A 24,796-nucleotide genomic window follows, 5' to 3' on the forward strand; every position below is an offset into this window, starting at 1 on the left:
GATGAATAAACGGTTTAATATAATAGAAGTTAAGGACAAGCCGTCGCGCAAAGAATTTATTGAATTCCCCGTAACGCTTTACAAAAAAGACAGTAACTGGATTCGACCTTTCGATTTTGAAATTGAAAACATTTTTGATGCCAATGTAAATAAAATGTTTCAGCATGGCGAATGTACAAGATGGATTTTAACAAACAAGGACAATGAAACCATTGGTCGTGTAGCAGCTTTTATCGATTACAAAACAAAAGATGCAAACGATCAAGCTACCGGAGGCTTGGGATTTTTTGAGTGTATTGACAACAAAGAAGCTGCCTTTGCCTTATTCGATCACTGCAAACAATGGCTGAAAGAAAGACAAATTGAAGCTATGGATGGGCCAATTAATTTTGGAGAAAGACATCAATGGTGGGGACTGCATGTAGATGGAGATCACAAACCTGTTTACAATATGCCCTATCATAAAAAATACTACCGGGCTTTTTTTGAAGATTACGGATTTCAAATCTATTTTAAGCAATTTACTTACAAAACCATATTCTCTCCCGATAGCTTAAGCGATATCATAAAATGGAAAGCAAAGCGCTTAAAAGCAAACCCAGATTACACTGTTTCTCATTTTAGTTCGAAAAATGCCGAAAAATTTATTCAGGATTTTGTTTACATCTACAACGAAGCCTGGGTTAAAGAAATCCCAGGAATAGAAGGCATTAGCACATCACAAACAAAAACATTATTCGATTCCCTTAAACCGATTATTCATGAGAAATTACTATGGTTTGCCTATCATAAAAATCAACCTATAGGTTTCTTTATTATGATTCAGGATTTAAATGAATACCTGCAAAAAATTAATGGAAGAATTAACGTATATGGCAAACTAAAATTTCTTTACTATAAATATTTTCAAAAAAATAAAAATGCCATAGGTCTAATTTTTGGGGTTGTTCCTGAATTTCAAAAACGAGGAATAGAGGCTGCTATGATTTATGAATTCTCACAAAAAGGCTTCGACTCAAGATTTCCTTTTAAAACCCTAGAAATGAATTGGATTGGAGATTTTAATCCAAGAATGAGTCATTTAATGAAACACATTGGTGCAAAAGTTTACAAGACACACCATACCTATCGAAAACTTTTCGATGAAACCAAAGAATTTAAAAGGTCTAAAATCATATAATAACAAAGGCTGCCAAATGGCAGCCTTTGTTATTTGTGTACAAATATATCTACAATCCATTCTCAGAATGGAATAATATTCTCATTAAACGAATATCCTCCTCAGAGTAATACTCCTCTCCTAACTCATCTAAAGCTTCTTCGATACTATCCGTTTCAGCTTCCTGAAAATAATCCAGAATTTCATCCTGCTTATCCTCATCAATAGCTTCTTCAACATAGTAATCCAAATTTAGCTTGGTACCTGAATAAACAATTGCTTCCATCTCTTTCAGCAAATCTTCATATTCCATACCCTTAGCCTCGGCAATATCTTCAAGATCTAATTTTCTATCAATACTTTGAATAATATAAACCTTAAATTTAGACTTATCAGCAACAGTACGAACAACCATATCCTGAGGTCGTTCTATCTCATTCTCCTCAACATGCCTTGCAATTAAACTGGCAAATTCTTTTCCAAATCGCTTAGCCTTACCTGCTCCTACACCCTGAATATGCCCTAACTCCTCTATTGATATTGGATAGTTAATAGCCATTTCCTCTAAGGAAGGATCTTGAAACACAACATAAGGAGGCACATTTTTCTGCTTGGCAACTTTTCTTCTAAGATCTTTTAACATTGCCAGTAAAGCATTATCAACAACGGCCGTTCCACCACTTTTTGGAGCATCCTCATCGACGCCTTCAAAATCATGATCATCGGTCAACATAAAAGGATAAGGCTTCTTCAAAAACGCTTCACCTTCAGGACGCATTTTAATAACACCATACTGCTCAATATCCTTCTCTATAAAAGAATGAATTAATGCCCGACGGTAAACCATATTCCAAAAATGCTGATTCTTATCATCACCAGAACCATACATATCCAATAAGTCATGTTTGTATGATTTTATCGCTGAATTTTGCGAACCAATTAATATATTAACAAGATGATCTACTTTAAAGCGCTCCTTTACGGCCTTTACTAACTCAAGTGCCTTGGTCACAAACTCTTCTCCCTGAAATTCTTTTTTAGGATGCAAACAGTTATCACAACTTCCACAATTTTCCTGAGTATGATTTTCCCCAAAATAATGCAAAAGAACAGTTCTTCGACATACTGCCGATTCGGCAAAAGATACAGTCTCCATTAACAACTGCTTTCCAATCTCTTGTTCAGCCACAGGCTTTCCCTGCATAAACTTTTCAAGTTTCTGAATGTCTTTGTAACTATAAAAAGTTAAGCAATGTCCTTCACCACCATCTCTACCTGCACGACCTGTTTCCTGATAATACCCCTCTAAACTTTTAGGAATATCGTAATGAATCACAAAACGAACATCAGGTTTATCTATTCCCATACCAAAAGCTATCGTTGCAACAACAACATCAACATCTTCCATTAGAAATTTATCCTGATTTCCCGACCGGGTTGCAGAATCCATACCTGCATGATAAGGCACAGCTTTTATTCCGTTAACCTGAAGAGTTTCGGCCAACTCTTCAACTTTTTTTCTACTCAGACAATAAATAATCCCAGACTTCCCTTGGTTTCCTTTTATAAATTTAATAATCTCCTTAGTAGCATTTACCTTTGGTCTTACTTCGTAATAAAGATTCGGACGATTAAAAGAAGATTTAAATACTGTTGCATTAAGCATACCCAGATTCTTCTGAATATCATGCTGAACCTTAGGTGTTGCGGTAGCTGTTAACGCAATTATTGGAGCTGCTCCAATTTCATTAACAATAGGTCTTATTTTTCTGTATTCAGGACGAAAATCATGTCCCCACTCCGAAATACAATGAGCTTCATCAACAGCATAAAAAGATATTTTTACCTGTTTTAAAAATTCAATATTACTTTCTTTCGTTAGAGATTCAGGAGCAACATACAATAACTTTGTACGCCCCTCGATAACATCTTCCTTTACTTTTAAAGTTGCTGATTTTGACAAAGAAGAATTTAAAAAGTGAGCAACGCCATCATCCTCTCCAAAATTTCTCATTGCATCAACTTGATTCTTCATTAATGCAATTAATGGAGAAATAACGATTGCTGTTCCTTCCAAAATCATTGATGGCAATTGATAACACAAAGATTTACCTCCACCTGTTGGCATAAGTACAAATGTGTCGTTCCCATCAAGTATATTTTGAATTACCGATTCCTGGCTCCCCTTAAAATTCTCGAATCCAAAATACTTCTTTAAATTAGCTGATAATTCAAAGTTCTTTCCCATGCTTTTAATTGATATGCTTTCCCATTTTAATATGCGGTCCGCTAAATTAATATTTTATTAGTGACCTAAAATTTTTCAACAATGAATTTCACCTCTCTGTTGATCCCCGATATTACAAAAATTAAATACTTTTGTATTTTAAATTTATACAAACAGATGTACAATTCAAAACGCCCGTAGCTTTTAACAGATTTTAACTAAGCCCTTAAATTCGAAGTCACTGAGTTTGTTTAGCTTTGTACGCACAATAAAATAGAAAAGTTTTGGACACAACTTACAACATAAAACAGATAGCAATTGATACCATTGAAGAAGAAGCAAATTCCATTTATCAATTAAAAGATTACATTGATAATGATTTTGTTAAAACTGTTGAATTAATACTTAATGGTACTGGAAGAGTGGTATTAACAGGCATTGGGAAGAGTGCAAATATTGCCAATAAAATTGTTGCAACATTAAACTCAACAGGCACTCCTGCACTGTTCATGCATGCTGCAGATGCCATTCATGGAGATTTAGGTATGATTCGTCCAGATGACATCGTCATTTGTATTTCAAAGAGTGGAAATACTCCAGAGATCAAAGTTTTAGTGCCACTAATCAAAAACATGGGGAATAAACTAATTGCAATGGTTTCTGGTTTAGATTCATTTTTAGCAAAACAATCCGATTTTGTACTAAAAGCTGTGGTTAAAAAAGAAGCTTGCAGAAACAATCTAGCCCCCACAAACTCAACTACTGCTCAGTTAGTTATAGGCGATGCACTAGCCGTTTCATTACTAGAATGCAGACAATTTACCAGTCAGGATTTTGCAAAATATCATCCCGGAGGAGCTTTAGGAAAAAAATTATATTTACGCGTTAGTGATTTAGTTTCGAAAAGTAATCCACCCAAAGTATCATTAAACGAAAAAATAAGACCCGTAATTCTAGAGATCTCATCTAAAAGAATGGGATCAACGGCAGTTGTAACTCAAGAAAATGATCTTTTAGGAATTATTACCGATGGAGATTTAAGAAGAATGCTTGAACAAAATGAAGATGTAAGCCACCTTACAGCACAAGATATTATGACTACCAATCCAAAAACTACAGGTTCTGATGTTTTAGCAATAAATGCTTTTCAATTAATGGAAAACAACAACATCACTCAACTTGCCGTCGTAGATGATGGCAAATATGTTGGAATGGTACATTTACACGATATTTTAAAAGAAGGAATTGTTTAATTTTTAGCAACAAAACCCTAAGCATGACAGAAACAAAAGATCATAGCTCTGAAAACCAAATGAGTTTTCTTGAACACCTGGAAGTACTCAGATGGCACATTATGCGTGCTGTAATTGCAGTTATGTTATGCGCAATTGCAGCATTTATATTTCACGACTTTATTTTTAACACTTTAATTCTTGCTCCTAAAAATCCAGATTTTTTCACCAACAGAATGTTTACCATTCTATCTGATTTCACTGACATAAAAGCTCTAAAAATAAATTCGAAGCCATTTCAGATCATTAACATTAGCATGGCAGGTCAATTTGCAACGCACATAAGTGTATCTTTAGTTTCTGGAATTATTGCCAGTTTTCCATATATATTCTATGAGTTCTGGTGCTTTATTAAACCCGCACTTTACTCTAACGAACAAAAACATGCACGAGGTTCAATATTTTACACAAGCTTTTTGTTCGCAATGGGTGTTCTTTTTGGTTACTATGTTATCACACCGCTTTCGGTTCATTTTCTTGGATCGTACAGCGTAAGCGAACAGGTAATGAATCAAATAAATTTAAAATCATACATCTCATCAATCACTTCAATAGTTTTGGCTAGTGGCGTAATTTTCGAGCTACCAGTATTAATCTTCTTTTTAAGTAAAATCGGTTTGGTAACCCCTGATTTCTTAAGAAAATACAGAAAACATTCAGTAGTACTAATCCTGGTTTTATCAGCCATTATTACTCCTCCTGATATATTTAGTCAAATACTGGTATGTATGCCACTTATGCTACTTTACGAAATTGGCATTAAAATTTCAAAACGTGTTCAAAGTAATCAAGAAGAAAATGATGATAAATCTACTGAATAATTCTCTGTAGTTTTTATTTAAATATTCATCAAAAATTGTTCAACAATAATTGTATGAACAGCTATATTATAATTATGTTACGAATATTAAAAAGGAGCATTCTTTCTTTAAGTATATTATTATTGTCATTGGTTCATTTTGATGCTTTGGCACAATCCACAAAAATCAGAGGCCAGGTAATCGATTCTGAAACGAAACAAGCCCTGCCTTTTGTAAATATTGCTTTTAAAGGAACTACAATAGGAACAACTTCCGATTTTGATGGAAAGTATTTTCTGGAGACAAGAACTCCAGGTGATTCTTTGCACATATCTTTTGTGGGATACAAAGAGCAGTCCTTTGCCATAGAGAAAGGAAAATTTCGAACTCTAAATGTAGAATTAGTATCCGAAACTGTCGATTTAAAAGAAATCATCGTTGTTCCGGGAGAAAACCCAGCTCATATTCTTTTGCGAAAAATAATCGCGAATAAGAAAAAAAATAATCCTGCCCGTTTTAAATCATATCAGGCCGAAACCTACACAAAAATGGAAATGGACCTGAACAATATCAAAGATAATTTTAAGGATAAGAAAATAATGCGTCAGTTTCAGTTTATATTCGACTACATGGATACTTCTGTAGTTACTGGAAAACCATATCTTCCTATTTTCATAACCGAATCCTTATCTGATTATCATTATCAGTCCAAACCCCGCATAGAACGAGAAATTATTAAAGCCTCTCAAATGTCTGGAATAAAAGATAATGCCAGCTTGGCACAATTTACCGGACAACTGCATCAAAATGTAAATATCTACAAAAACTTTATCGATCTGTTTGATATGGGATTCGTTAGCCCAATTGCCGATGCAGGCTTACGCTATTACAAATATTACCTTACCGACAGCACTTATCGTGATGGAAACTGGTGTTATCACATGTCTTTTAAGCCAAAAAGAAAACAAGAACCAACCTTTGTAGGTGACTTTTGGGTTGCCGATACAACTTTCGCAATTCAAAACATGCAAATGCGTATTGCTAAAGATGTAAACTTAAACTGGGTAAAAGATTTGGTTAGTACTAACGAATATCAGAAATTAAACGACACAACCTGGTTTTTAAAAAAACAAAACCTATTTGTAGATTTTATGCTTTCCGAAAAGGACTCCACAAAACAGATGGGATTCTTCGGAAGAAAAACCATATCCTATAAAGATGTAAAAGTTAACATACCACTTAAAGAGGAAATTATTAAACTCGACAATAACGTAATTGTAAATGATAACGCACTTTTACAACCCAAAGAATATTGGGATAATGCACGCCCTTTTAAATTATCGGAACGCGAAGCAGGAATCTATTCAATGGTTGATTCAATTCAAAACGTTCCTCTTTACAAAAACATTATCGATGTAATCACAACTTTTGTTACCGGATATTACGTGAAAGGCAATTTTGAGTATGGACCCTATTATAAAATGTACAGCTTTAACGAAATTGAAGGCAACCGATTTATGTTTGGAGGGCGCACATCAAACGCTTTTAGTACAAAAATAATGTTGAACGGACATTTGGCTTACGGAACAAAAGATCAAAAACTAAAATATGGCCTTGGCTTTTTATACATGATTAACAAATTGCCAAGAGAAACCTTTGGCATACAATATAAACACGACATACAGCAACTTGGAAAAAGCCCGAATGCATTTACCGAAGGTAATATTTTAGCATCCTTATTAAAAAGAAATCCTAACAATAAGCTAACCATGCTAAACCAACTCGAAGCTCATTATGAAAAAGAGTGGTTTCAGGGTTTTTCAAACACCATTAAATTTCGTTACCGCGATATAAAACCAACAGAATTTGTTCCTTTCAATGCTCCTGGCCTTAATGGACCAACGCATGTATCAAGAATAAAATCGTCCGAAATAGAACTAAGAACACGCTGGACTAAAAATGAAAAAGTAGTGATGGGAGAATTCGAAAGAGTTCACCTAGGCGGGCCAGTTCCGATTGTTAATTTATACCTTACAATGGGAATAAAAGATTTATTAAAAGCCGATGATGAGTACTACAAAATAGATTTAAGTGTAGAACACACACTGGAATTGCCACCTTTAGGAAATCTTTACTACTTAATTCGCGCAGGAAAATTGTTCGGTAAAGTTCCTTATCCTTTATTACATCTACACGAAGGAAATGAAACTTACGCATTCGACCCTTATGCATTTAACATGATGAACTATTACGAATTTGCCAGCGACCAATACGTTAGCTTAGCTGTAGAACATCATTTTAACGGATTAATTCTGAATCGCATTCCATTGTTCCGAAAATTAAAATGGAGAACTGTGGTATCGGGCAAAGGACTAATTGGCAAATTAAGCAGTAAAAACAATGGATCTTTAGCAGGAACCGAAGCCAAAATGTTTTTTCCTCAAGGATTATCAGATGTAAGTAAACCATATTTTGAAACAAGTATAGGAATCGAAAATATTTTTAAATTTATTAGAATTGACGCCATGTGGCGATTAAATCATCTTGATGATAATCCTTATCAGGATTTTCAGGATTTTGGAATCAGAGCTATGTTGCAAGTCACATTCTAAGGATATCTTTTTTATATTTGCACAATCCCAACAGTTTAAACCAATAGGATTACGATGATTTTAAGAGCTGAAAATTTAATTAAACGATACAAAAGCCGTACGGTTGTAAAAGGAGTTTCCGTAAATGTTAAACAAGGAGAAATTGTTGGATTACTCGGCCCAAATGGTGCTGGCAAAACAACTTCCTTTTACATGATTGTTGGTTTAATACAACCAAACGGAGGTCGAATTTTTCTTGACAACAGAGAAATTACCCACGAACCAGTCTATAAAAGAGCCCAACTAGGAGTTGGATATTTAGCACAGGAAGCATCAGTCTTTCGCAAATTAAGCGTTGAAGACAACATTAAATCGGTTTTAGAAATGTCCGATTTTTCGAAAGAATATCAGCAACACCGATTAGAAGAGATGCTGAATGAATTTAGCCTTCAGAAAATCAGAAAAAGTCACGGAATACAATTATCCGGAGGAGAACGCCGACGTACCGAAATTGCTCGTGCACTTTCCATTAAACCAAAATTTATTTTGCTAGATGAACCTTTTGCTGGAGTAGATCCTATTGCTGTTGAAGATATTCAAGACATTGTACGCCACCTAAAAGATAAAAACATTGGTATCTTAATTACCGACCACAATGTTCAGGAGACCTTATCGATTACCGAAAGAGCATACCTTTTATTTGAAGGAAATATTTTAAAATCGGGAACAGCAGAAGAATTAGCTGCCGACGAAGATGTTAGAAGAGTATACTTAGGAAAGAATTTCGAACTTAGAAAACCCTCAAAATAAATAACTTACACTCTAATATTAAACTCTAAATATCTGTAAGTTTCGACTTAAAATATATTTCCTTAAAAAAAACGGCATTTTTTTTTGATTGCTATTGCAAATTATAAAAAACCACTCTATATTTGCACCGCAATTAACCCGCGGATGTGGCGTAATTGGTAGCCGCGCTAGACTTAGGATCTAGTGCCGTAAGGCGTGGGGGTTCGAGTCCCTTCATCCGCACTACAGGAAAATATAACCTTAAACCGCCCATACTCACGATAAAAAAATATCGATGATAGAGCGGTTTTTTTTTAATTAGTAAGATTTTATCTTTTAATAGCTAAAAAATGAACATCACAAAAACCAACATTGATGATTTAAACGCTGTAATTAAATTACAGATTGTTAAAGAAGACTATGAAAGTCGTGTAAACGATGTTTTAAAAGACTATCGTAAAAAAGCAAATATCAATGGTTTCCGCCAAGGTAAAGTACCTATGGGTGTGATCAAGAAAATGTATGGTACTCCTGTTTTAGCTGATGAAATTAACAAAATGCTTAGCCAGGAGCTAATGAAGTACATTCGCGAAAATGATTTAAAAATCATGGGCGAGCCTCTTCCAAACGAAACTGATCAAAAAGAAATCAACTGGGAAAAAGATACTGAATTCGAATTCGCTTTCGACATTGCCTTAACTCCAGAATACACTCTTAATCTTAGCAAAAGAGACAAAATTAATTTCTTCAAAATTAAAGTAGACGAAAAAATGATTGAGAATGGTGTTGAAATGCACGCTCGTCGTTTTGGTTCAAACGAACCAGTTGAAGCTGTTGAAGAAAAAGAACTTTTGAAAGGTAATTATGCTCAGGTTGACGCAGAAGGAAACCTTGTTGAAGGTGGAATTACCAGCAACGACGTTGCAATTTCTCTTGAATATATGTCTGATGAAGATTCTAAAAAGAAATTCATTGGCGCTAAGAAAGATGCTGTTATAGTTTTCAATCCTGCTAAAGCATTCAGCAACAAAACAGATTTAGCTTCTATGCTAAACATATCGAAAGAAGAAGCTGAAACTTTAGATGCCGATTTCCAATTTACAATTACAGAAATTAACAAATTTGTTAATGCGGAATTGAATCAGGAATTATTCGATAAAGTATTTGGCGAAGGAACTGTTTCTTCTTTAGAAGAATTCAAAAACAAGATTAAAGAAGATATCGAAAAACAATTGGTTAACGATAGCGACTATAAATTCTTGATTGATGCTAAAGAAAAATTAGTAAAGAAATCAAAAATGGAGCTTCCTGAAGCATTCTTGAAACGTTGGATTGTTGCAACTAACAAAGAAATGACTGAAGAACAAGTTGAAGCAGATTTCTCTAACTATGTTGTTGATTTCAAATGGCAGTTAATTAAAAACAGATTAACTGAAGAAAACGAGCTTAAAGTAAGCGAAGAAGAAGTAATGGAATTTGCAAAAAAACAAGCTTTAATGCAATTCCAACAATACGGTATGATGGATGTACCTGAAGAATACTTAACTAACTATGCTCAACAAATGATGCAAAATCAGGATGAGCAAAGAAAAATCTACGAACGTAAGATCGACGATAAAGTTGCTGAGTATCTGAAAACAGCTATCAAAGTAGAAGAAAAAGAAGTAACTACTGAAGAATTCAACAAAATGTTTGAATAAAAGTAGAATCCTTTAATATACTATAAAAAACCACGCTTTATAAGGGCGTGGTTTTCTTTTTGCTTATTTGACAAGATTTAGTTTAGCCATTCTTTTCAAATGGAGAAATTTTGACTAATTTAGGTCTACGAAATATAAAATCATATACCTATGGTACCAAAAGACGAATTCAGAAAATTTGCCACTCAACACATGGGCGTAAGCAGCCTTTCATTAGATAAATATACATCAATAAGTAATAGCTATATTTCTCCAACAATTATTGAGGAAAGACAACTAAATGTTGCATCTATGGATGTATTTTCCCGATTAATGATGGATAGAATTATCTTTCTTGGAGTGCCAATTGATGATCATGTTGCAAATATTATTATGGCTCAGTTATTATTTCTTGAGTCAACAGATCATTCAAAAGATATTCAAATTTACTTTAATTCTCCAGGAGGATCAGTACATGCAGGATTAGGTATTTATGATACCATGCAGTATATTAAATGTGATGTAGCAACCATTTGCACAGGCATGGCGGCCTCTATGGGTGCAGTATTGCTAACTGCAGGAACTGCAGGAAAACGCTCTGCCTTAAAACATTCACGAATCATGATACACCAGCCAATGGGTGGAGCGCAAGGACAAGCTTCGGACATTGAAATTACAGCTCGTGAAATCCTGAAACTAAAAAAAGAATTATTCACTATTATTGCCGATCATTCTGGTAATACTTACGAAAAAATAGAAAAAAACTCGGATCGGGATTACTGGATGACTGCTGCAGAAGCTAAAGAATACGGTATGATTGATGAAGTTCTTACTCGTGAGAAATAGTTAATCATTTAAAAATCAAACCTAATGCAGAGTTAATCGTAAAATCATTAACTTTGCATTTTTAGTACAATAAAATAGACTCATGGATAAATGCTCATTTTGTGGGAGAGAAAAGAAGGATACAAATCTTCTAATAGCTGGAATTAGTGGTCATATCTGCGATAGCTGTATCGATCAAGCCTACTCTATTGTTCAGGAAGAATTAAAAAATCATTCTGATCTCAACTTAAAAGAGATTAAACTTTTAAAACCGATGGAAATAAAAGCTTTTCTGGATCAATATGTTATTGGTCAGGATGAAGCTAAAAAATACCTTGCGGTTGCAGTGTACAATCACTATAAAAGATTACTTCAGGAAAAAGACGATGAAGATATTGAGATTGAAAAATCAAATATCATTCTTGTAGGTGAAACAGGAACAGGAAAAACTCTTTTAGCACGAACTATTGCTAAAATGTTACACGTTCCCTTTACTATTGTTGATGCTACAGTTTTAACCGAAGCGGGTTATGTAGGTGAAGATATTGAATCAATTTTAACCAGACTTCTTCAGGCATCGGATTATGATATTGAAGCTGCCGAAAAAGGAATTGTATTTATTGATGAAATTGATAAAATTGCTCGTAAAAGCGATAATCCATCAATTACCCGAGATGTTTCGGGAGAAGGAGTTCAACAGGGCTTGCTAAAACTATTAGAAGGTGCTGTTGTTAATGTTCCCCCTCAGGGAGGAAGAAAACATCCCGATCAGAAAATGATTCCTGTAAACACAAAAAATATTCTTTTTGTTTGTGGTGGTGCTTTCGACGGAATACAGCGTAAAATTGCTCAACGTATGAATACTCAGGTTGTAGGATTTAATGCAAGCAAAGAGAAAGAGCAGGTTGATCAGGGAAATTTATTACAATATATCGCACCTCAGGATTTAAAATCATTTGGTTTAATTCCGGAAATTATTGGTCGTTTACCAGTGTTAACTTATTTGGAGCCATTAAACAGAAATGCGCTTAGAAATATTTTAACCGAGCCTAAAAACTCAATTATTAAGCAATACACCAAATTATTTAAAATTGATGATATTGAATTAAGCTTTAAGGAAAGTGCATTGGAATATATTGTTGATAAGGCTGTAGAATATAAATTAGGAGCACGAGGCTTACGCTCTATTTGCGAAGCCATAATGATGGATGCAATGTTTGAACTTCCTTCGGGAGAAGAAAAACAAATCTCCATTACTAAAAAATATGCAAGCAAGAAACTTGAAAAAGTAAATCTTAAGCGCTTAAAAGTCGCATAAAAAAAAAGCCGGATTTTTAATCCGGCTTTTTTTTATAATGTAAAATTTATTGTAGAACCTTGAGATTGGACACTTACATCTGCATCACAATCATTATCAGTATCACCTCCTCCAAAATCAACTTCTCCTTCTCCAAAATCAGTTAATACAAAAGTCGCATTTCCTCCAATTATATTGTCACAAGAATAAGCATAAGTTAAACCACTACTACTCTCCAGTGAAAATTGGGCTCCATTCGGATCAACACCGTTTAAACTTGTAGTGAACGAAAAAATATCGTCTACATAATCTATATCCAGTTCTTCACTCTTAACAAATGTATAACTGCTATTAATTTCAGAAACATAAAAAGTATAGACCACATCATCCGAATCGGTAACATCAAATTCCACATCAGAAAATACCGATGTAAAATCCTCTCCGGCTTCATCGGCGATCTGCAAATTCATAACTCCTCGGATATCAAAACCCTGAGAATAAAAATCACTTAAACGAAGCTCAAAATTCTTGAGACTCGCATCGGTAGGCTCCACAATCATTTTTCCTTTAAAACTTCCACCATTCGAGGTACAGGCACTGGATCCATAATCAATAACAATGGAATCTATCTCAGAAGTGGCAGCATTACGATGAATAACAGGAGTTACACAAGAGGCAATTTCATCGTCAATTGTATCTTTATTTGTATCCAGATTATTAAAAACAATGGCATTTACATCCATTACCATATCGTTTGAAATATTTTGAATCTGTAAACAATATTCCAATGGCACTGTAAAAATATCGTCTATAAAATCTTCGGGATCAGCCCCTGTAGAACAGGAATTACATAATCCCATGAATATGAATAGCAGCAAACTATTTTTTATGAATTTAAATTTCATTCTATTTCCTTTTGTAATCAATAAACGAATAAGGATATTCATTTTTATCATCTGGTAAACAATCTTTTCGAGCAACCGATTCCCATTCTTCCTTTTTTATCTCTGGGAAAAAAGTATCTCCATCAAATTCGTGATGCACCAAAGTTAAGAACAATTCGTCTGCTTTACCGATCGCTTCCTCATAAATACTACCTCCTCCAATTACAAAAGCCTTCTCCTGATCTTTAACAAAATCGAGTGCTTCCTGAAAAGAATGTACAACAATACAGCCTTCTTGCTTATAATCTGGCTGACGGGTAATAATTACAGAGGTACGATTGGGTAATGGCTTTCCTATGGAATCGAATGTTTTTCGTCCCATTATGATAGTGTGCCCTGTTGTTAGAGCCTTAAATCTTTTTAAATCGGCGGATAAACGCCAAATAAGCTGGTTATCTTTCCCAATAACATGATTACGGGATACAGCTACTATTATTGATAGTTTCATAATTTTAAAAATTTATAATTACGAATTAATAATTTAAATAGATATCGCACCTTTAATATGTGGATGTGGATCGTAACTTTCCAAAGAAAAATCCTCATACTTAAAATCGAAAATGCTTTTCACATCAGGATTTATTTTCATTATCGGTAAATCTTTAGGCTCACGCGATAATTGCAGTTTCACCTGATCAAGATGGTTATTGTAGATATGCGCATCGCCTAAGGTATGAACAAAATCACCCGCTTCGAGTCCGCAAACCTGAGCCATCATCATTGTTAACAGAGCATAAGATGCAATATTAAAAGGCACGCCCAGAAAAATATCGGCACTACGTTGATACAACTGACAAGATAATTTTCCGTTGGCAACATAAAATTGAAACAACGCATGACAGGGAGGTAAAGCCATATTTTCAATATCTCCGGCATTCCATGCACTCACAATTAATCGTCGCGAATTCGGATTATTTTTAATATCATTTACCACCTGTGTAATTTGATCCAGAGATTCTCCATTGGATTTTGGCCATGATCTCCACTGGTAACCATAAACATGTCCCAGCTCACCTTGCTCATCGGCCCACTCATTCCAGATACGAACCCCATTATCCTGCAAATATTTCACATTAGTATCACCATTCAGGAACCAAAGCAATTCGTAAATAATCGATTTTAAATGCAATTTCTTAGTCGTAAGAGCCGGAAAACCTTTCGATAAATCGAAACGCATTTGATGCCCAAAAACGCTTATTGTTCCTGTTCCTGTTCTGTCTCCTTTTTTATTTCCCTCTTCGAGAACTCTTTCCAGTAGTTGAAGATATTGTTGCATAATTATTGTGTCGAAATTTTAATTTTTAAAGATACAGTAATTTGAAATATAGTATCTCAATTATAGAATTAATAAACTTAAGCCGATCGCAAAAAACGTTCAAACCTGCATAGCCAAACGACAATTATTCCTAATAATAATCGTGGAATAATCATCCAGACCAAAGGTACTCCTATAGCAGCAAATAGCAAAGGATCTTCTAACTGCGAATGCGAAACTGCAATATGATGATTCAATAAATCGGCATCTTTCGTTGTCATTTTACCCTCTTCTACCTGCTCCATTATAATTGCCGAACCATAAGCCAAACCTAAAGTATTGGCAACAATCCACGAAAATGAAGTAGATTCGGGAAGGCCCATTACAACTTGAAAAGGTTTTAAAAATTTAGATATCCACTTGATGATTCCAAAAAGTTCTAATATTTTTTGAAATACCATTAACAAAGCAATTAACACAACCACCTTAATAACAAGTATTCCGGAAGATTGCAGCCATGCTAAAAACATTACAGAAAAAGGTTCCGATTTTATACTTACTGCACTTATTGTGGTACTTGTATCGGCAGGTAACAAACTATTTAAAACCGCTCCCATGGCAAAACTTCCCAATAAACGAAGCAATACCATTCTTACCACCGACAAACCTGTTTTTTTAAGCACAGCAGTTTCTATGATAAAGCCATGCGCAACCAGACACATTATCGCAAGAATGGTAACCACTCTCCCTTCTAATCCTAAACTTGTGATAACAGCAATGGCAGTATAAATATTCGTAAAAATGCTGGTAAGTAAAACAAAAGCCGATTCTCCAGGTAAACCTATTAACTCGAATACCGGAGCTAAATACGATGAGATAAGCGCAAGTACTCCCGTATAATTTAGTAGCATAACTCCAAACGAAACCGGCAACATAATACTTAACAACCATTTTGTGGTTGTAAAAGCCTTTGGCAAGGCTAATTTTACAGCTTCGCGCAATTTATCCTTTCCCGAAAGATTTGATGAACAGCTTTGGTTTACACTCATTTTTTCATGATTTATTTCTCAACAAAACTACCATTTTTTTACTGAGAAATAAATATGATTTTAAACTTCTAAAAAAATCAATTCCTTTACTTTTAGTATCCTTAGCACCAAAACTTCATCATTTAAGCTTTTTTTGTTAGATTTGAAACTTTCGAAATTCATATCATTACAAGTAAATGAATTTTAAAAGACCACTACTAGAACAAGCAAACCATTTTAGCAATTACTAATCTTATTTTAAACAATAAATTATGGGAATTAAAGGTCGATTGACACTATTAAACTTCCTTCAGTTTTTTATCTGGGGAGCCTGGTTAATTACAATTGCGAACTATTGGTTTGGAAACAAAGGCTGGTCGCCACAGGAATTTGGAGCTGTATTCTCAACCATGGGAATCGCATCTTTGTTTATGCCAACCCTTACGGGGATTATTGCCGATAGGTGGATTAACGCCGAAAGATTGTATGGTATACTTCATTTATTTGGAGGTGCCGCCTTACTTTATCTTCCTCAAATTGACAGTCCAACCGTATTTATAAGCGTAATTTTACTGGCAATGATGTGCTACATGCCTACCATTGCTTTAATGAATTCTATTTCGTACTCCGTTCTTAAAAACAACAATTACGATGTGATTAAGGTTTTTCCTCCAATTCGAGTTTGGGGAACAATTGGATTTATTGCAGCCATGTGGATTACCAACTTAAGTGGATCAAAAGCTACTGCCGATCAGTTTTACATTGGTGCAGTTGCATCTTTTTTATTGGCTATTTATTCGTTTACCATGCCACAATGTAAACCTCAAAATAAAGGTAGCAAAGGTGCACCTTTAGTTGAAGTTTTAGGATTAAATGCTTTTAAGTTATTTAAAAACTATAAAATGGCTCTCTTCTTTGTTTTTTCTATGTTGTTGGGAGCTGCATTACAACTAACCAATATGTATGGAGACAGGTTTCTTTCTGAATTTGAAAAAATTCCGGAATATGCCGATTCTTTTGTTATCAAATACTCAACTATTATTATGTCGATTTCTCAGATATCGGAGACTCTTTTCATTCTTGCAATTCCATTTTTCCTTAAGAAATTTGGTATTAAAAAGGTAATGTTAATGAGTATGATTGCCTGGGTTCTTCGATTTGGCTTATTTGCTTTTGGCGATCCTGCTGGCGGACTTTGGATGATTATTCTTTCCTGTATAATTTATGGAATGGCCTTTGATTTCTTCAATATATCTGGTTCTCTTTTTGTAGAAACCCAATGCGATTCTAATATCAGATCGAGTGCACAAGGATTATTTATGATGATGACCAACGGTTTTGGTGCCATAGTAGGATCATGGGTAAGTGGAATTATTATTGGAGAATTCTTCACCAATAGTACTGGTGATTTTATATGGATGGATATCTGGAATACATTTGCAATTTACTCACTGGTAATTGCTATTTTCTTTGCCATATTATTTAAACACAAACACGACCCTAAACAAGTTGAAAATATAGCACACTAAAACACAAAAGAAAAGCAGGCCTAGGCCTGCTTTTCTTTTATACTATAATTATAAATTCTATTTTTCTCTTTTATCAAGTTCATCCCTTATTAAGGATGCTTTTTCATAATCCTCGTTACGAATTGTTTCATTCAACAATTCCTTTAACTGACTAATAGAATAAGTACTAAATTCACCACTCTCAGATTTATCTTCGAGTTCAACATCAGACATGGTAGCAGTAATTTCAGGTTCCTGTGCTTCCCCTTCAATACTCAAAACAATTCCTGCTTTTTCAATTATTTCATCGGTTGTAAATATTGGACATTTAAAACGAAGAGCAATTGCGACAGCATCAGAAGTTCTTGAATCGATACGAATTCTGGTAGATCCTTTTTCACAAATTAATTCAGCATAAAAGATACCTTCTTCTAATTTATAAATGTTTACCTCAACAACATTTACAGCAAATGCCTCTGCAAAACTTTTAAATAAATCATGAGTTAAAGGACGAGGAGGATCCAATTCCTCCAATTGAATTGCTATTGATTGTGCCTCTACACCTCCTATAATAATGGGAATACGCCGATCGCCATTTTCTTCGGACAATACAAGAGCGTAAGCACCTGTTTGAGTCTGACTATATGACAATCCTAAGACGTTTAACTTTATCTTACCCATAAATTTTATCTATTTTTCGAATTATTAAAGCAAATATAATAATTGTTTCGAAGCTTTTTAACAATAAACGCTACCAAGTAAATCTTATTTCCCTAAATTGATTTGAACATTACAATTACACTGGCTTTAAATGCCAAATTAACTTTAATACCTAATCTTATAATTAAATATATTCATAAAAAACTATAGGAACTATAATTATATGAAGATACATATTAATGGTAAAAAAATCCAAACCTATTTCACTAAAGTTTGTGCATTTACTATAAAATGAAGTAAATTTGATTTTCGTTTTATAAAAATGTAAAAAACATAGAAAAAAGTACTATTTACATGTATAAAACTTTGTTTATCAAACAATCTTTCCTATTTTTGCAGTCCGAAAAATAAAATTTCTTCGGGGGTTCACCAAGAGGAATCGCTTAATTATTAAGCAACCCACCCCCTGGAACAAACCGTAAAATTTGGAAAAAATGTACGCAATTGTAGAAATCGCGGGTCAACAATTCAAAGTTGAAAAAGACCAGAAGATTTTCGTTCACAGATTGGAAACTGAAGAAGGTGGACAAGTTGAGTTCGCAAAAGTTCTTTTAGTTGACAATGCTGGTGAAGTTGTAGTTGGTGCTCCTGCTATTGAAGGCGCTAAAGTTACAGCGAAAGTATTATCACACATGAAAGGTGACAAGGTAAAGGTATTCAAGAAGAAAAGAAGAAAAGGATACAAAAAACTGAACGGACACCGTCAGTACTTATCACAAATTCAAATTGAAGAAATTGTTGCTTAATCCTTAAAAATATTTAGAAAATGGCACACAAAAAAGGAGTCGGTAGTTCGAAGAACGGTAGAGAATCGGAAAGTAAACGATTAGGAGTTAAAATTTACGGTGGACAAGTAGCGAAAGCTGGAAATATTCTTGTACGTCAAAGAGGTACTAAGCATAATCCAGGTGAGAATGTAGGTTGTGGTAAAGATCATACTTTATTTGCTCTTGTTGACGGAACTGTTGTTTTTAGAAAGAAAAGAGACAACAAATCATACGTTTCTATTGAACCTATTGCTGAGTAAGTAATTCAGCATTAAAATATTTGAATCTCCTGCTTTATCATCGTGTAAAGACAGGAGATTTTTTTATTTTTACATTTTTATAGAGATCGGGAATAATCATCAACAAAAGAAAATAGATGCTAGGCCTTAAATACTTACAGGAAAATCAGGAAGAAGCCATAAAGGCTTTACAGATTAAAAATTTCGATGCTACCGAAATTATCGGTAAAATCGTAAAATTGGATGAGAAAAGAAAAGCAACTCAAGCACAACAAGATACAGCTCAGGCTGAAATGAATAGCTTGTCGAAAGAAATTGGTATGCTTTTTAAAAATGGTAAAGCTGAAGAAGCAAATGCTGCAAAAGCTAAAACCAGTGAACTAAAAAATTCGATTTCCGAACTTAGTACATCTCAAAGCTCGATTCTAACAGAATTAAACGATTTATTACTGCAAATACCAAATATTCCTCATGCATCGGTTCCTGCGGGTAAAGGTGAAGAAGATAATGTTGTAGAAAAAACTGTTGGAGAAGCTCCTCAATTACCTCCTGATGCAATTCCTCACTGGGAATTAACAAAAAAATATAATATTATTGATTTTGAATTAGGAAATAAAATAACTGGTGCAGGTTTCCCATTATATCGTGGAAAAGGTGCAATCCTTCAAAGAGCTTTAATTAATTTCTTTTTAGATGAAAACCGCAAAGCTGGATACGAAGAAGTAATTCCTCCTTTGGTGGTAAACGAAGATTCGGGTTACGGAACAGGTCAGCTTCCTGATAAGGAAGGTCAAATGTATCATGTAACAGAAGATAATTTATATTTGATTCCTACTGCCGAAGTTCCGGTAACAAATATTTACCGCGATGTAATTTTAAAAGAAGAAGATTTTCCAGTTAAAAACACAGCATATTCGGCTTGTTTTAGAAGAGAAGCTGGTTCGTATGGTAAGGATGTACGTGGATTAAACCGCTTGCATCAATTCGATAAAGTGGAAATTGTACAATTACAGCATCCCGATAAATCATACGAAGCCTTAGAAGTTATGGTTAAGCATGTTGAGGGTATTATTCAAAAATTAGAATTGCCTTACCGACTACTGCGCCTTTGTGGTGGAGATACTAGTTTTACAGCAGCTCTAACTTTCGATTTTGAAGTATTTTCTGCTGCTCAGGATAAATGGCTGGAGGTTAGCTCCATTTCAAACTTTGAATCGTATCAGGCAAACCGCTTAAAATTAAGATTTAAAGGCAAAGACATGAAAAAACCTCAACTGGCACACACTTTAAATGGTAGTTCTTTGGCTTTGCCAAGAATTGTTGCTGCTTTACTTGAGAATAATCAAACGCCTGAAGGAATTAAAATTCCAAAAGCATTGATTCCTTACACTGGTTTTGATATTATCAACTAAAAAGAAAGCAGATTTACAGTAAAAATATCTGTTGTCGAAATATTTATGGAAGCCCGGGCATAAGAAGCCGGGCTTTTTTTTATTTTTATGCTAGCAATTTAAAGCTAACTGATATTTTTCAGCAGTTATCGAGCATTGCTCAACATGTAATTTTTAACTTGTTTAAACTAATAGTTTTGAGAAATTTTTTGACAGGTATATTCTTATTTTTCCTGATTATAGGAGTAAAGCCCACATTTGGTCAGCATAATATTCAGTCGGCAAGTCAGTTGGCATTTAAATATTTTAGAGATAAGGAATACAAACCCGCATCCTCTCTTTTCTATAATTTATATGATGCTACAAAATCGAAAACATATTTCAACTATTATATCGATTGTCTTCTTCAGTTAGAGGAATATAAAGATGCAGAGAGCTATGTGAAAAAGCAGATCAAAAGAAATCCAAATGATAAAATATTTCTGATTTCGCTGGGCTATGTATATAAAAAAGCGCAGCAAGAAGAAAAATCTATCAATCAGTACAATAAGGTACTTGAAAAATTAAAACCCGTAAAAAGTGATATTTCCAGCGTTGCCAACGCATTTATCACAAAAAGAGAATACAATTTAGCTGCAGAAACCTACTTACAAGGCCGAAAATTATTCAATCAGACCGATCTGTATCATATCGAGTTGGCTAATATTTATCTGTATCAGCGAGATTTCGAAAAAATGGTACGTGAATATCTACTGGCAATTTCCATCGATCAAAGTTTGGTAAATTCGGTTCAAAACAGATTACAATCCGCACTTTTACAGGATATAGATTCCAGTCTCGATCCTATTTTAAAAAATCAGCTTTTAAGCAAAAGTCAACAGGAAGCAGGCAATATTGCTTATAAGGAATTGCTGCAATGGTATTTTATGCAGAAAAAACAATTTCCTATGGCATTAGCACAAGCCCGATCTATCGATTTAATAAAAAAAGAAGATGGCTATCGTTTAATGGAACTGGCTTTATCGGCGCGAAGCAATAAAGATTACCAAACAGCAATAAAAAGTTATGAGCGGGTACTAAAAAAAGGAACAGAATGCGGCAATTACCTAAAAGCACAAATAGAAATATTAGAAACACAATACTTACAGCTGAATGAAAAGAGCAATACCAGCAAGGACGAATGGCAGGAACTATCGAATAAGTACAGTATATTTTTGCAAGGGGAAAAGCAAAAATCGCTTTTGAGTGCCGCCATTATTCGCCATGCTCATATTTTGGCAATGTTTTTAAACAAATCAAGCCAAGCAATTGCAATTCTTGAAGAAATTTTAAAACAAAAAGGAATACACCCGCAGCAAATTTCGAAAATAAAAATGGAATTAGCGGATATAAAATTATTTGCCAACGAAAAATGGGATGCTGTTCTACTCTATTCTCAAATTGAAAAAGCCAATAAAAATAACCCTATTGGTTATGATGCAAAATTTAAAAAGGCTCGTGTTTCATATTATATGGGAGAGCTAAAATGGGCAAAAGCACAGCTCGATGCTTTAAAAGGCAGTACATCGAAACTAATTGCCAACGATGCCATTGCTCTTTCGCAATTGATAAGCGACAATACAACACTGGATACAAGTTATACGGCCATGAAAAAATATGCTGAAGCTGAATTTCTTATCTATCAGAAAAAAGAAACTGAAGCCTTAAGCAAATTAGATGATTTACTTAGAAATCATCCCTCACATTCCTTAATTGATGAGGTATATTTTAAAAAATATGAAATATACAAACAACAAGGTGATACTGAGAAAGCATTTGAAAACCTAGAAATAATTACCCGTGATTATTCTGATAGCTTACTTGCTGATAAAGCCTTGCTGGAAAAAGGGAAAATATACGAACTGCAAAAAAATTATTCTCAGGCTAGTGAATGCTTTAAAAAAATTATTACCGATTATCCAGATAGTATTTTTTCGGTTAAAGCAAGACAACACCTGAACAAATTACGAAAGTAATATCTTACTGCTAATGGTATTTAATTTTAAATATCTTTGCGAAAAATTTAAAATTATAGCTATGCTAATTTACAATACAAGTTATTTGTTCGATAAAGAATTAGAACCCATTTTTACGGAGTGGATGAAAGCGAAATTTATTCCTTTGTTAAAGGAAACAAGCACGTTCAGCAATAATTATTTCTGTAAGGTTATGGTGGCAAAAGACGACGAAGGATTAACCTACTCGCATCAGCTTGTTTTTAAAAACAAAGAACATTTGGAAAAATACCTGACAAGTTTTGAACCCAGAGTAAAGGCTGTTTTTAATGCTCGCTTTCAAAATCAGGTAATTAGTTTCTCATCCCTTTTACAGGAAGTTTAAAACATCAGCTTTGAAAAAACAGAAGAAAGCCTATATCTATGCACTTTTGGCCATTCTATGCTGGTCGACAGTTGCTACGGCATTTAAAATTGCCCTTTCGGGTATGGATTTTCTTCATCTTTTACTTTATTCGTCGGCTACAGCCATACTGTTTCTAGGTATTTTACAAAGCTTTAACGGACAGTTGAAAAGGAGCTTTAAAATTACAGGTCGCGAATATTTGCAATCGGCAGTTTTAGGTTTTCTAAATCCATTTCTTTACTACCTGGTACTTTTAAAAGCTTATTCCATTTTACCTGCCCAATTTGCACTAAGTTTAAACTATATTTGGCCGGTTAGTCTGGTACTTTTATCCATTCCATTATTAAAACAAAAAATTGGAATAAAAAATATACTTTGCATTTTACTTAGTTTTTCGGGCGTAATCATAATTGCAAATAAGGGGTCATTCTCAAGTTTACAAATGCCCGATACATTTGGTGTTCTCTTAGCTTTGTCCAGTTCTGTTTTCTGGGCTTTGTACTGGATTTATAATGTTCGCGATAAAAGAGAATCCAATGCCAAACTATTGCTAAACTTTATATTTGGCTTTCTTTATATCGTCATTAGCATATTTCTGTTTTCGGAATTTAATTTACCAGCAAAAAAGCATTTGCTGGCAGCCATTTACATTGGAGTTGTAGAATGTGGAATTGCCTATGTACTTTGGCTTAAAGCGATGAAGCTTAGCTCATCGACCGATAAAATTGGCAATCTGGTTTTTCTAAGCCCATTTCTCTCTCTAATTTTTATTAATTTGTTTCTCAAAGAATCTATCTATCTTAGTACTCTTGCAGGATTGACGCTAATAATAGCAGGTATTATTTTGCAAAGAATTGCACAAAAAACAAAATAAATTGAATAAGGATAGAATAATAATGGGAATTGATCCCGGAACCAATTTAATGGGTTATGGTTTAATTCGGATAGCTAATAAGAAACCGGAAATTTTGGTTTCGGGCTTTCTCGATTTAAAAAAAATTGGAGATCCATACATTAAGCTGCAGAAAATTTTCCAGAGAACATTACAGGTAATCGACGAGTATCATCCCGATGAACTGGCTATTGAGTCCCAATTTTTTGGTAAGAATATACAATCGATGTTAAAACTCGGTAGAGCGCAAGGTGTAGCTATTGCTGCGGCTTTACAGCGCGACATTCCAATTTTTGAGTATGCTCCCCGTAAAATTAAACTTGCAATTACGGGAACTGGAACCGCATCGAAAGAGCAACTGGCGGTTATCCTGCAGCGTTTTTTTAAAATGAAAGAGTTTCCTCAAAATGCCGACGAAACAGATGCTATTGCCATTGCAATGTGTCACTATTTTCAAAGTAACCTGCCCACTGTATCCGGAAAATCATCTTCCTGGTCCGATTTTATAAAGAAAAATCCCAGTAGGGTGAAAAAATAAAAAAGCCGCAAAAAGCGGCTTTTCATATCTTAAATAGAAAATAGATTATTCCAGATTTTTACGGATAGATTCAGCTATTTCGGCCATTTCCTCCTGACTTAAGCTCAATTTTGGATTATCGAAACTTAAATCGCCAATATTATTAATTGGCACTAAATGAATGTGAGTATGAGGAACTTCCAGACCAATTACGGCTACACCAATTCTCTTGCACTCGACACTTTTTTCGACTGCTTTGGCCACTTTTTTAGCAAACAGGTGTAAGCCACTTAAAATATCATCTTCCAAATTAAAAATATAATCAACTTCCTGCTTTGGAACCACTAAAGTATGACCTTTTGCTAATGGGCTAATATCCAGAAAAGCAAAATATTTATCACTTTCTGCGATTTTATGACAAGGAATCTCACCTTGAATAATTTTTGTGAAAATTGAAGCCATTTCTCTTATTTTGA

At 34.2% G+C, this 24,796-nt stretch carries 23 protein-coding genes and 1 tRNA gene; 17 read left to right on the forward strand and 7 right to left on the reverse strand.

From position 1 onward, the window contains the following. Position 1 precedes the first annotated feature (1 nt). Positions 2-1,180: a hypothetical protein gene (locus tag ACT3CE_RS03195; RefSeq protein ID WP_444708314.1), complete on the forward strand. Its 1,179-nt coding sequence runs from the start codon at positions 2-4 to the stop codon at positions 1,178-1,180. Positions 1,181-1,229: 49 nt separating this feature from the next. On the opposite strand, the gene recQ is transcribed toward ACT3CE_RS03195, so the two are convergent. Further along, complete coding sequence (gene recQ, locus ACT3CE_RS03200) at positions 1,230-3,407, reverse strand: DNA helicase RecQ (protein WP_444708315.1); 2,178 nt, start codon at positions 3,405-3,407, stop codon at positions 1,230-1,232. A gap of 263 nt (positions 3,408-3,670) precedes the next feature. On the opposite strand from recQ, the gene ACT3CE_RS03205 reads away from it, so the two are divergent. The 8 genes from ACT3CE_RS03205 to clpX all read left to right on the forward strand — a co-directional run bounded on the left by ACT3CE_RS03205 (position 3,671) and on the right by clpX (position 12,680). Beyond that, on the forward strand, positions 3,671-4,639 hold the full coding sequence (locus ACT3CE_RS03205) for a KpsF/GutQ family sugar-phosphate isomerase (protein WP_444708316.1): 969 nt from the start codon (positions 3,671-3,673) through the stop codon (positions 4,637-4,639). Between the two features lie 23 nt (positions 4,640-4,662). Then, positions 4,663-5,499, forward strand: a complete 837-nt coding sequence (gene tatC, locus ACT3CE_RS03210) for a twin-arginine translocase subunit TatC (protein ID WP_444708317.1) — start codon at positions 4,663-4,665, stop codon at positions 5,497-5,499. Between the two features lie 53 nt (positions 5,500-5,552). Then, positions 5,553-8,090 (forward strand): DUF5686 family protein, encoded by a 2,538-nt coding sequence (locus tag ACT3CE_RS03215; protein WP_444708318.1) that lies wholly within the window; start codon positions 5,553-5,555, stop codon positions 8,088-8,090. 54 nt (positions 8,091-8,144) lie between these two features. Beyond that, a complete protein-coding gene (lptB, locus tag ACT3CE_RS03220) occupies positions 8,145-8,879 on the forward strand; it encodes an LPS export ABC transporter ATP-binding protein (RefSeq protein WP_444708319.1) in 735 nt (244 codons plus the stop codon). A gap of 140 nt (positions 8,880-9,019) precedes the next feature. Further along, positions 9,020-9,101, forward strand: a tRNA-Leu gene (locus ACT3CE_RS03225). A gap of 107 nt (positions 9,102-9,208) precedes the next feature. Then, positions 9,209-10,558 carry a trigger factor gene (gene tig, locus ACT3CE_RS03230; protein ID WP_444708320.1) on the forward strand — a complete coding sequence of 450 codons (1,350 nt, stop codon included), beginning with the start codon at positions 9,209-9,211 and terminating at the stop codon, positions 10,556-10,558. 150 nt (positions 10,559-10,708) lie between these two features. Beyond that, a complete protein-coding gene (gene clpP, locus ACT3CE_RS03235) occupies positions 10,709-11,383 on the forward strand; it encodes an ATP-dependent Clp endopeptidase proteolytic subunit ClpP (protein ID WP_444708321.1) in 675 nt (224 codons plus the stop codon). A gap of 82 nt (positions 11,384-11,465) precedes the next feature. Beyond that, on the forward strand, positions 11,466-12,680 hold the full coding sequence (gene clpX, locus ACT3CE_RS03240; protein ID WP_444708322.1) for an ATP-dependent Clp protease ATP-binding subunit ClpX: 1,215 nt from the start codon (positions 11,466-11,468) through the stop codon (positions 12,678-12,680). 32 nt (positions 12,681-12,712) lie between these two features. Here the strand turns inward: clpX and ACT3CE_RS03245 are convergent, their stop codons facing one another. The 4 genes from ACT3CE_RS03245 to ACT3CE_RS03260 all read right to left on the reverse strand — a co-directional run bounded on the left by ACT3CE_RS03245 (position 12,713) and on the right by ACT3CE_RS03260 (position 15,907). Then, positions 12,713-13,564 (reverse strand): hypothetical protein, encoded by an 852-nt coding sequence (locus ACT3CE_RS03245; protein ID WP_444708323.1) that lies wholly within the window; start codon positions 13,562-13,564, stop codon positions 12,713-12,715. 1 nt (position 13,565) lies between these two features. Next, on the reverse strand, positions 13,566-14,051 hold the full coding sequence (locus tag ACT3CE_RS03250; protein ID WP_444708324.1) for a dihydrofolate reductase: 486 nt from the start codon (positions 14,049-14,051) through the stop codon (positions 13,566-13,568). A gap of 33 nt (positions 14,052-14,084) precedes the next feature. After that, the gene (locus ACT3CE_RS03255; protein ID WP_444708325.1) at positions 14,085-14,879 is read right to left on the reverse strand and encodes a thymidylate synthase; all 795 of its coding nucleotides are present in this window, start codon (positions 14,877-14,879) and stop codon (positions 14,085-14,087) included. Positions 14,880-14,956: 77 nt separating this feature from the next. Beyond that, positions 14,957-15,907: a nucleoside recognition domain-containing protein gene (locus ACT3CE_RS03260; protein WP_444708326.1), complete on the reverse strand. Its 951-nt coding sequence runs from the start codon at positions 15,905-15,907 to the stop codon at positions 14,957-14,959. Between the two features lie 251 nt (positions 15,908-16,158). Here ACT3CE_RS03260 and ACT3CE_RS03265 point away from each other — a divergent pair, with 251 nt between their 5' ends. Continuing rightward, positions 16,159-17,415, forward strand: coding sequence for a nucleoside permease (locus tag ACT3CE_RS03265; protein WP_444708327.1), 1,257 nt, complete (start codon positions 16,159-16,161; stop codon positions 17,413-17,415). A gap of 57 nt (positions 17,416-17,472) precedes the next feature. Here ACT3CE_RS03265 and ACT3CE_RS03270 read toward each other — a convergent pair whose 3' ends face one another. Further along, complete coding sequence (locus ACT3CE_RS03270; protein ID WP_444708328.1) at positions 17,473-18,075, reverse strand: bifunctional nuclease domain-containing protein; 603 nt, start codon at positions 18,073-18,075, stop codon at positions 17,473-17,475. Positions 18,076-18,548: 473 nt separating this feature from the next. On the opposite strand from ACT3CE_RS03270, the gene rplU reads away from it, so the two are divergent. The 7 genes from rplU to ruvC all read left to right on the forward strand — a co-directional run bounded on the left by rplU (position 18,549) and on the right by ruvC (position 24,341). Further along, on the forward strand, positions 18,549-18,860 hold the full coding sequence (gene rplU, locus ACT3CE_RS03275) for a 50S ribosomal protein L21 (protein WP_320118129.1): 312 nt from the start codon (positions 18,549-18,551) through the stop codon (positions 18,858-18,860). Positions 18,861-18,880: 20 nt separating this feature from the next. After that, the gene (gene rpmA / locus ACT3CE_RS03280) at positions 18,881-19,141 is read left to right on the forward strand and encodes a 50S ribosomal protein L27 (protein ID WP_444708329.1); all 261 of its coding nucleotides are present in this window, start codon (positions 18,881-18,883) and stop codon (positions 19,139-19,141) included. 116 nt (positions 19,142-19,257) lie between these two features. After that, positions 19,258-20,532, forward strand: coding sequence for a serine--tRNA ligase (gene serS, locus ACT3CE_RS03285; protein WP_444708330.1), 1,275 nt, complete (start codon positions 19,258-19,260; stop codon positions 20,530-20,532). 176 nt (positions 20,533-20,708) lie between these two features. Next, positions 20,709-22,526 carry a tetratricopeptide repeat protein gene (locus ACT3CE_RS03290; protein WP_444708331.1) on the forward strand — a complete coding sequence of 606 codons (1,818 nt, stop codon included), beginning with the start codon at positions 20,709-20,711 and terminating at the stop codon, positions 22,524-22,526. Between the two features lie 61 nt (positions 22,527-22,587). Further along, positions 22,588-22,890, forward strand: coding sequence for a DUF4286 family protein (locus ACT3CE_RS03295; RefSeq protein ID WP_444708332.1), 303 nt, complete (start codon positions 22,588-22,590; stop codon positions 22,888-22,890). Positions 22,891-22,900: 10 nt separating this feature from the next. Beyond that, positions 22,901-23,785: a DMT family transporter gene (locus tag ACT3CE_RS03300; protein ID WP_444708333.1), complete on the forward strand. Its 885-nt coding sequence runs from the start codon at positions 22,901-22,903 to the stop codon at positions 23,783-23,785. Position 23,786: 1 nt separating this feature from the next. Then, entirely contained in the window at positions 23,787-24,341 is a 555-nt protein-coding gene (ruvC, locus tag ACT3CE_RS03305) for a crossover junction endodeoxyribonuclease RuvC (protein WP_444708334.1), read from the forward strand. Between the two features lie 45 nt (positions 24,342-24,386). Here the strand turns inward: ruvC and ACT3CE_RS03310 are convergent, their stop codons facing one another. Beyond that, entirely contained in the window at positions 24,387-24,782 is a 396-nt protein-coding gene (locus tag ACT3CE_RS03310; protein ID WP_444708335.1) for an HIT family protein, read from the reverse strand. Positions 24,783-24,796: the final 14 nt, after the last annotated feature.

This window comes from Marinifilum sp. RC60d5 (genome assembly GCF_052400665.1).
Lineage (GTDB): Bacteria > Bacteroidota > Bacteroidia > Bacteroidales > Marinifilaceae > JBQTGK01.

Coding starts and splice junctions, on each gene's coding strand:
- ACT3CE_RS03195 (WP_444708314.1), top strand. CDS start 2: ATGAATAAACGGTTTAATATAATAGAAGTTAAGGACAAGCCGTCGCGC.
- recQ (WP_444708315.1), bottom strand. CDS start 3,407: ATGGGAAAGAACTTTGAATTATCAGCTAATTTAAAGAAGTATTTTGGA.
- tatC (WP_444708317.1), top strand. CDS start 4,663: ATGACAGAAACAAAAGATCATAGCTCTGAAAACCAAATGAGTTTTCTT.
- ACT3CE_RS03215 (WP_444708318.1), top strand. CDS start 5,553: ATGAACAGCTATATTATAATTATGTTACGAATATTAAAAAGGAGCATT.
- lptB (WP_444708319.1), top strand. CDS start 8,145: ATGATTTTAAGAGCTGAAAATTTAATTAAACGATACAAAAGCCGTACG.
- tig (WP_444708320.1), top strand. CDS start 9,209: ATGAACATCACAAAAACCAACATTGATGATTTAAACGCTGTAATTAAA.
- clpP (WP_444708321.1), top strand. CDS start 10,709: ATGGTACCAAAAGACGAATTCAGAAAATTTGCCACTCAACACATGGGC.
- clpX (WP_444708322.1), top strand. CDS start 11,466: ATGGATAAATGCTCATTTTGTGGGAGAGAAAAGAAGGATACAAATCTT.
- ACT3CE_RS03245 (WP_444708323.1), bottom strand. CDS start 13,564: ATGAAATTTAAATTCATAAAAAATAGTTTGCTGCTATTCATATTCATG.
- ACT3CE_RS03250 (WP_444708324.1), bottom strand. CDS start 14,051: ATGAAACTATCAATAATAGTAGCTGTATCCCGTAATCATGTTATTGGG.
- ACT3CE_RS03255 (WP_444708325.1), bottom strand. CDS start 14,879: ATGCAACAATATCTTCAACTACTGGAAAGAGTTCTCGAAGAGGGAAAT.
- ACT3CE_RS03260 (WP_444708326.1), bottom strand. CDS start 15,907: ATGAGTGTAAACCAAAGCTGTTCATCAAATCTTTCGGGAAAGGATAAA.
- ACT3CE_RS03265 (WP_444708327.1), top strand. CDS start 16,159: ATGGGAATTAAAGGTCGATTGACACTATTAAACTTCCTTCAGTTTTTT.
- ACT3CE_RS03270 (WP_444708328.1), bottom strand. CDS start 18,075: ATGGGTAAGATAAAGTTAAACGTCTTAGGATTGTCATATAGTCAGACT.
- rplU (WP_320118129.1), top strand. CDS start 18,549: ATGTACGCAATTGTAGAAATCGCGGGTCAACAATTCAAAGTTGAAAAA.
- rpmA (WP_444708329.1), top strand. CDS start 18,881: ATGGCACACAAAAAAGGAGTCGGTAGTTCGAAGAACGGTAGAGAATCG.
- serS (WP_444708330.1), top strand. CDS start 19,258: ATGCTAGGCCTTAAATACTTACAGGAAAATCAGGAAGAAGCCATAAAG.
- ACT3CE_RS03295 (WP_444708332.1), top strand. CDS start 22,588: ATGCTAATTTACAATACAAGTTATTTGTTCGATAAAGAATTAGAACCC.
- ACT3CE_RS03310 (WP_444708335.1), bottom strand. CDS start 24,782: ATGGCTTCAATTTTCACAAAAATTATTCAAGGTGAGATTCCTTGTCAT.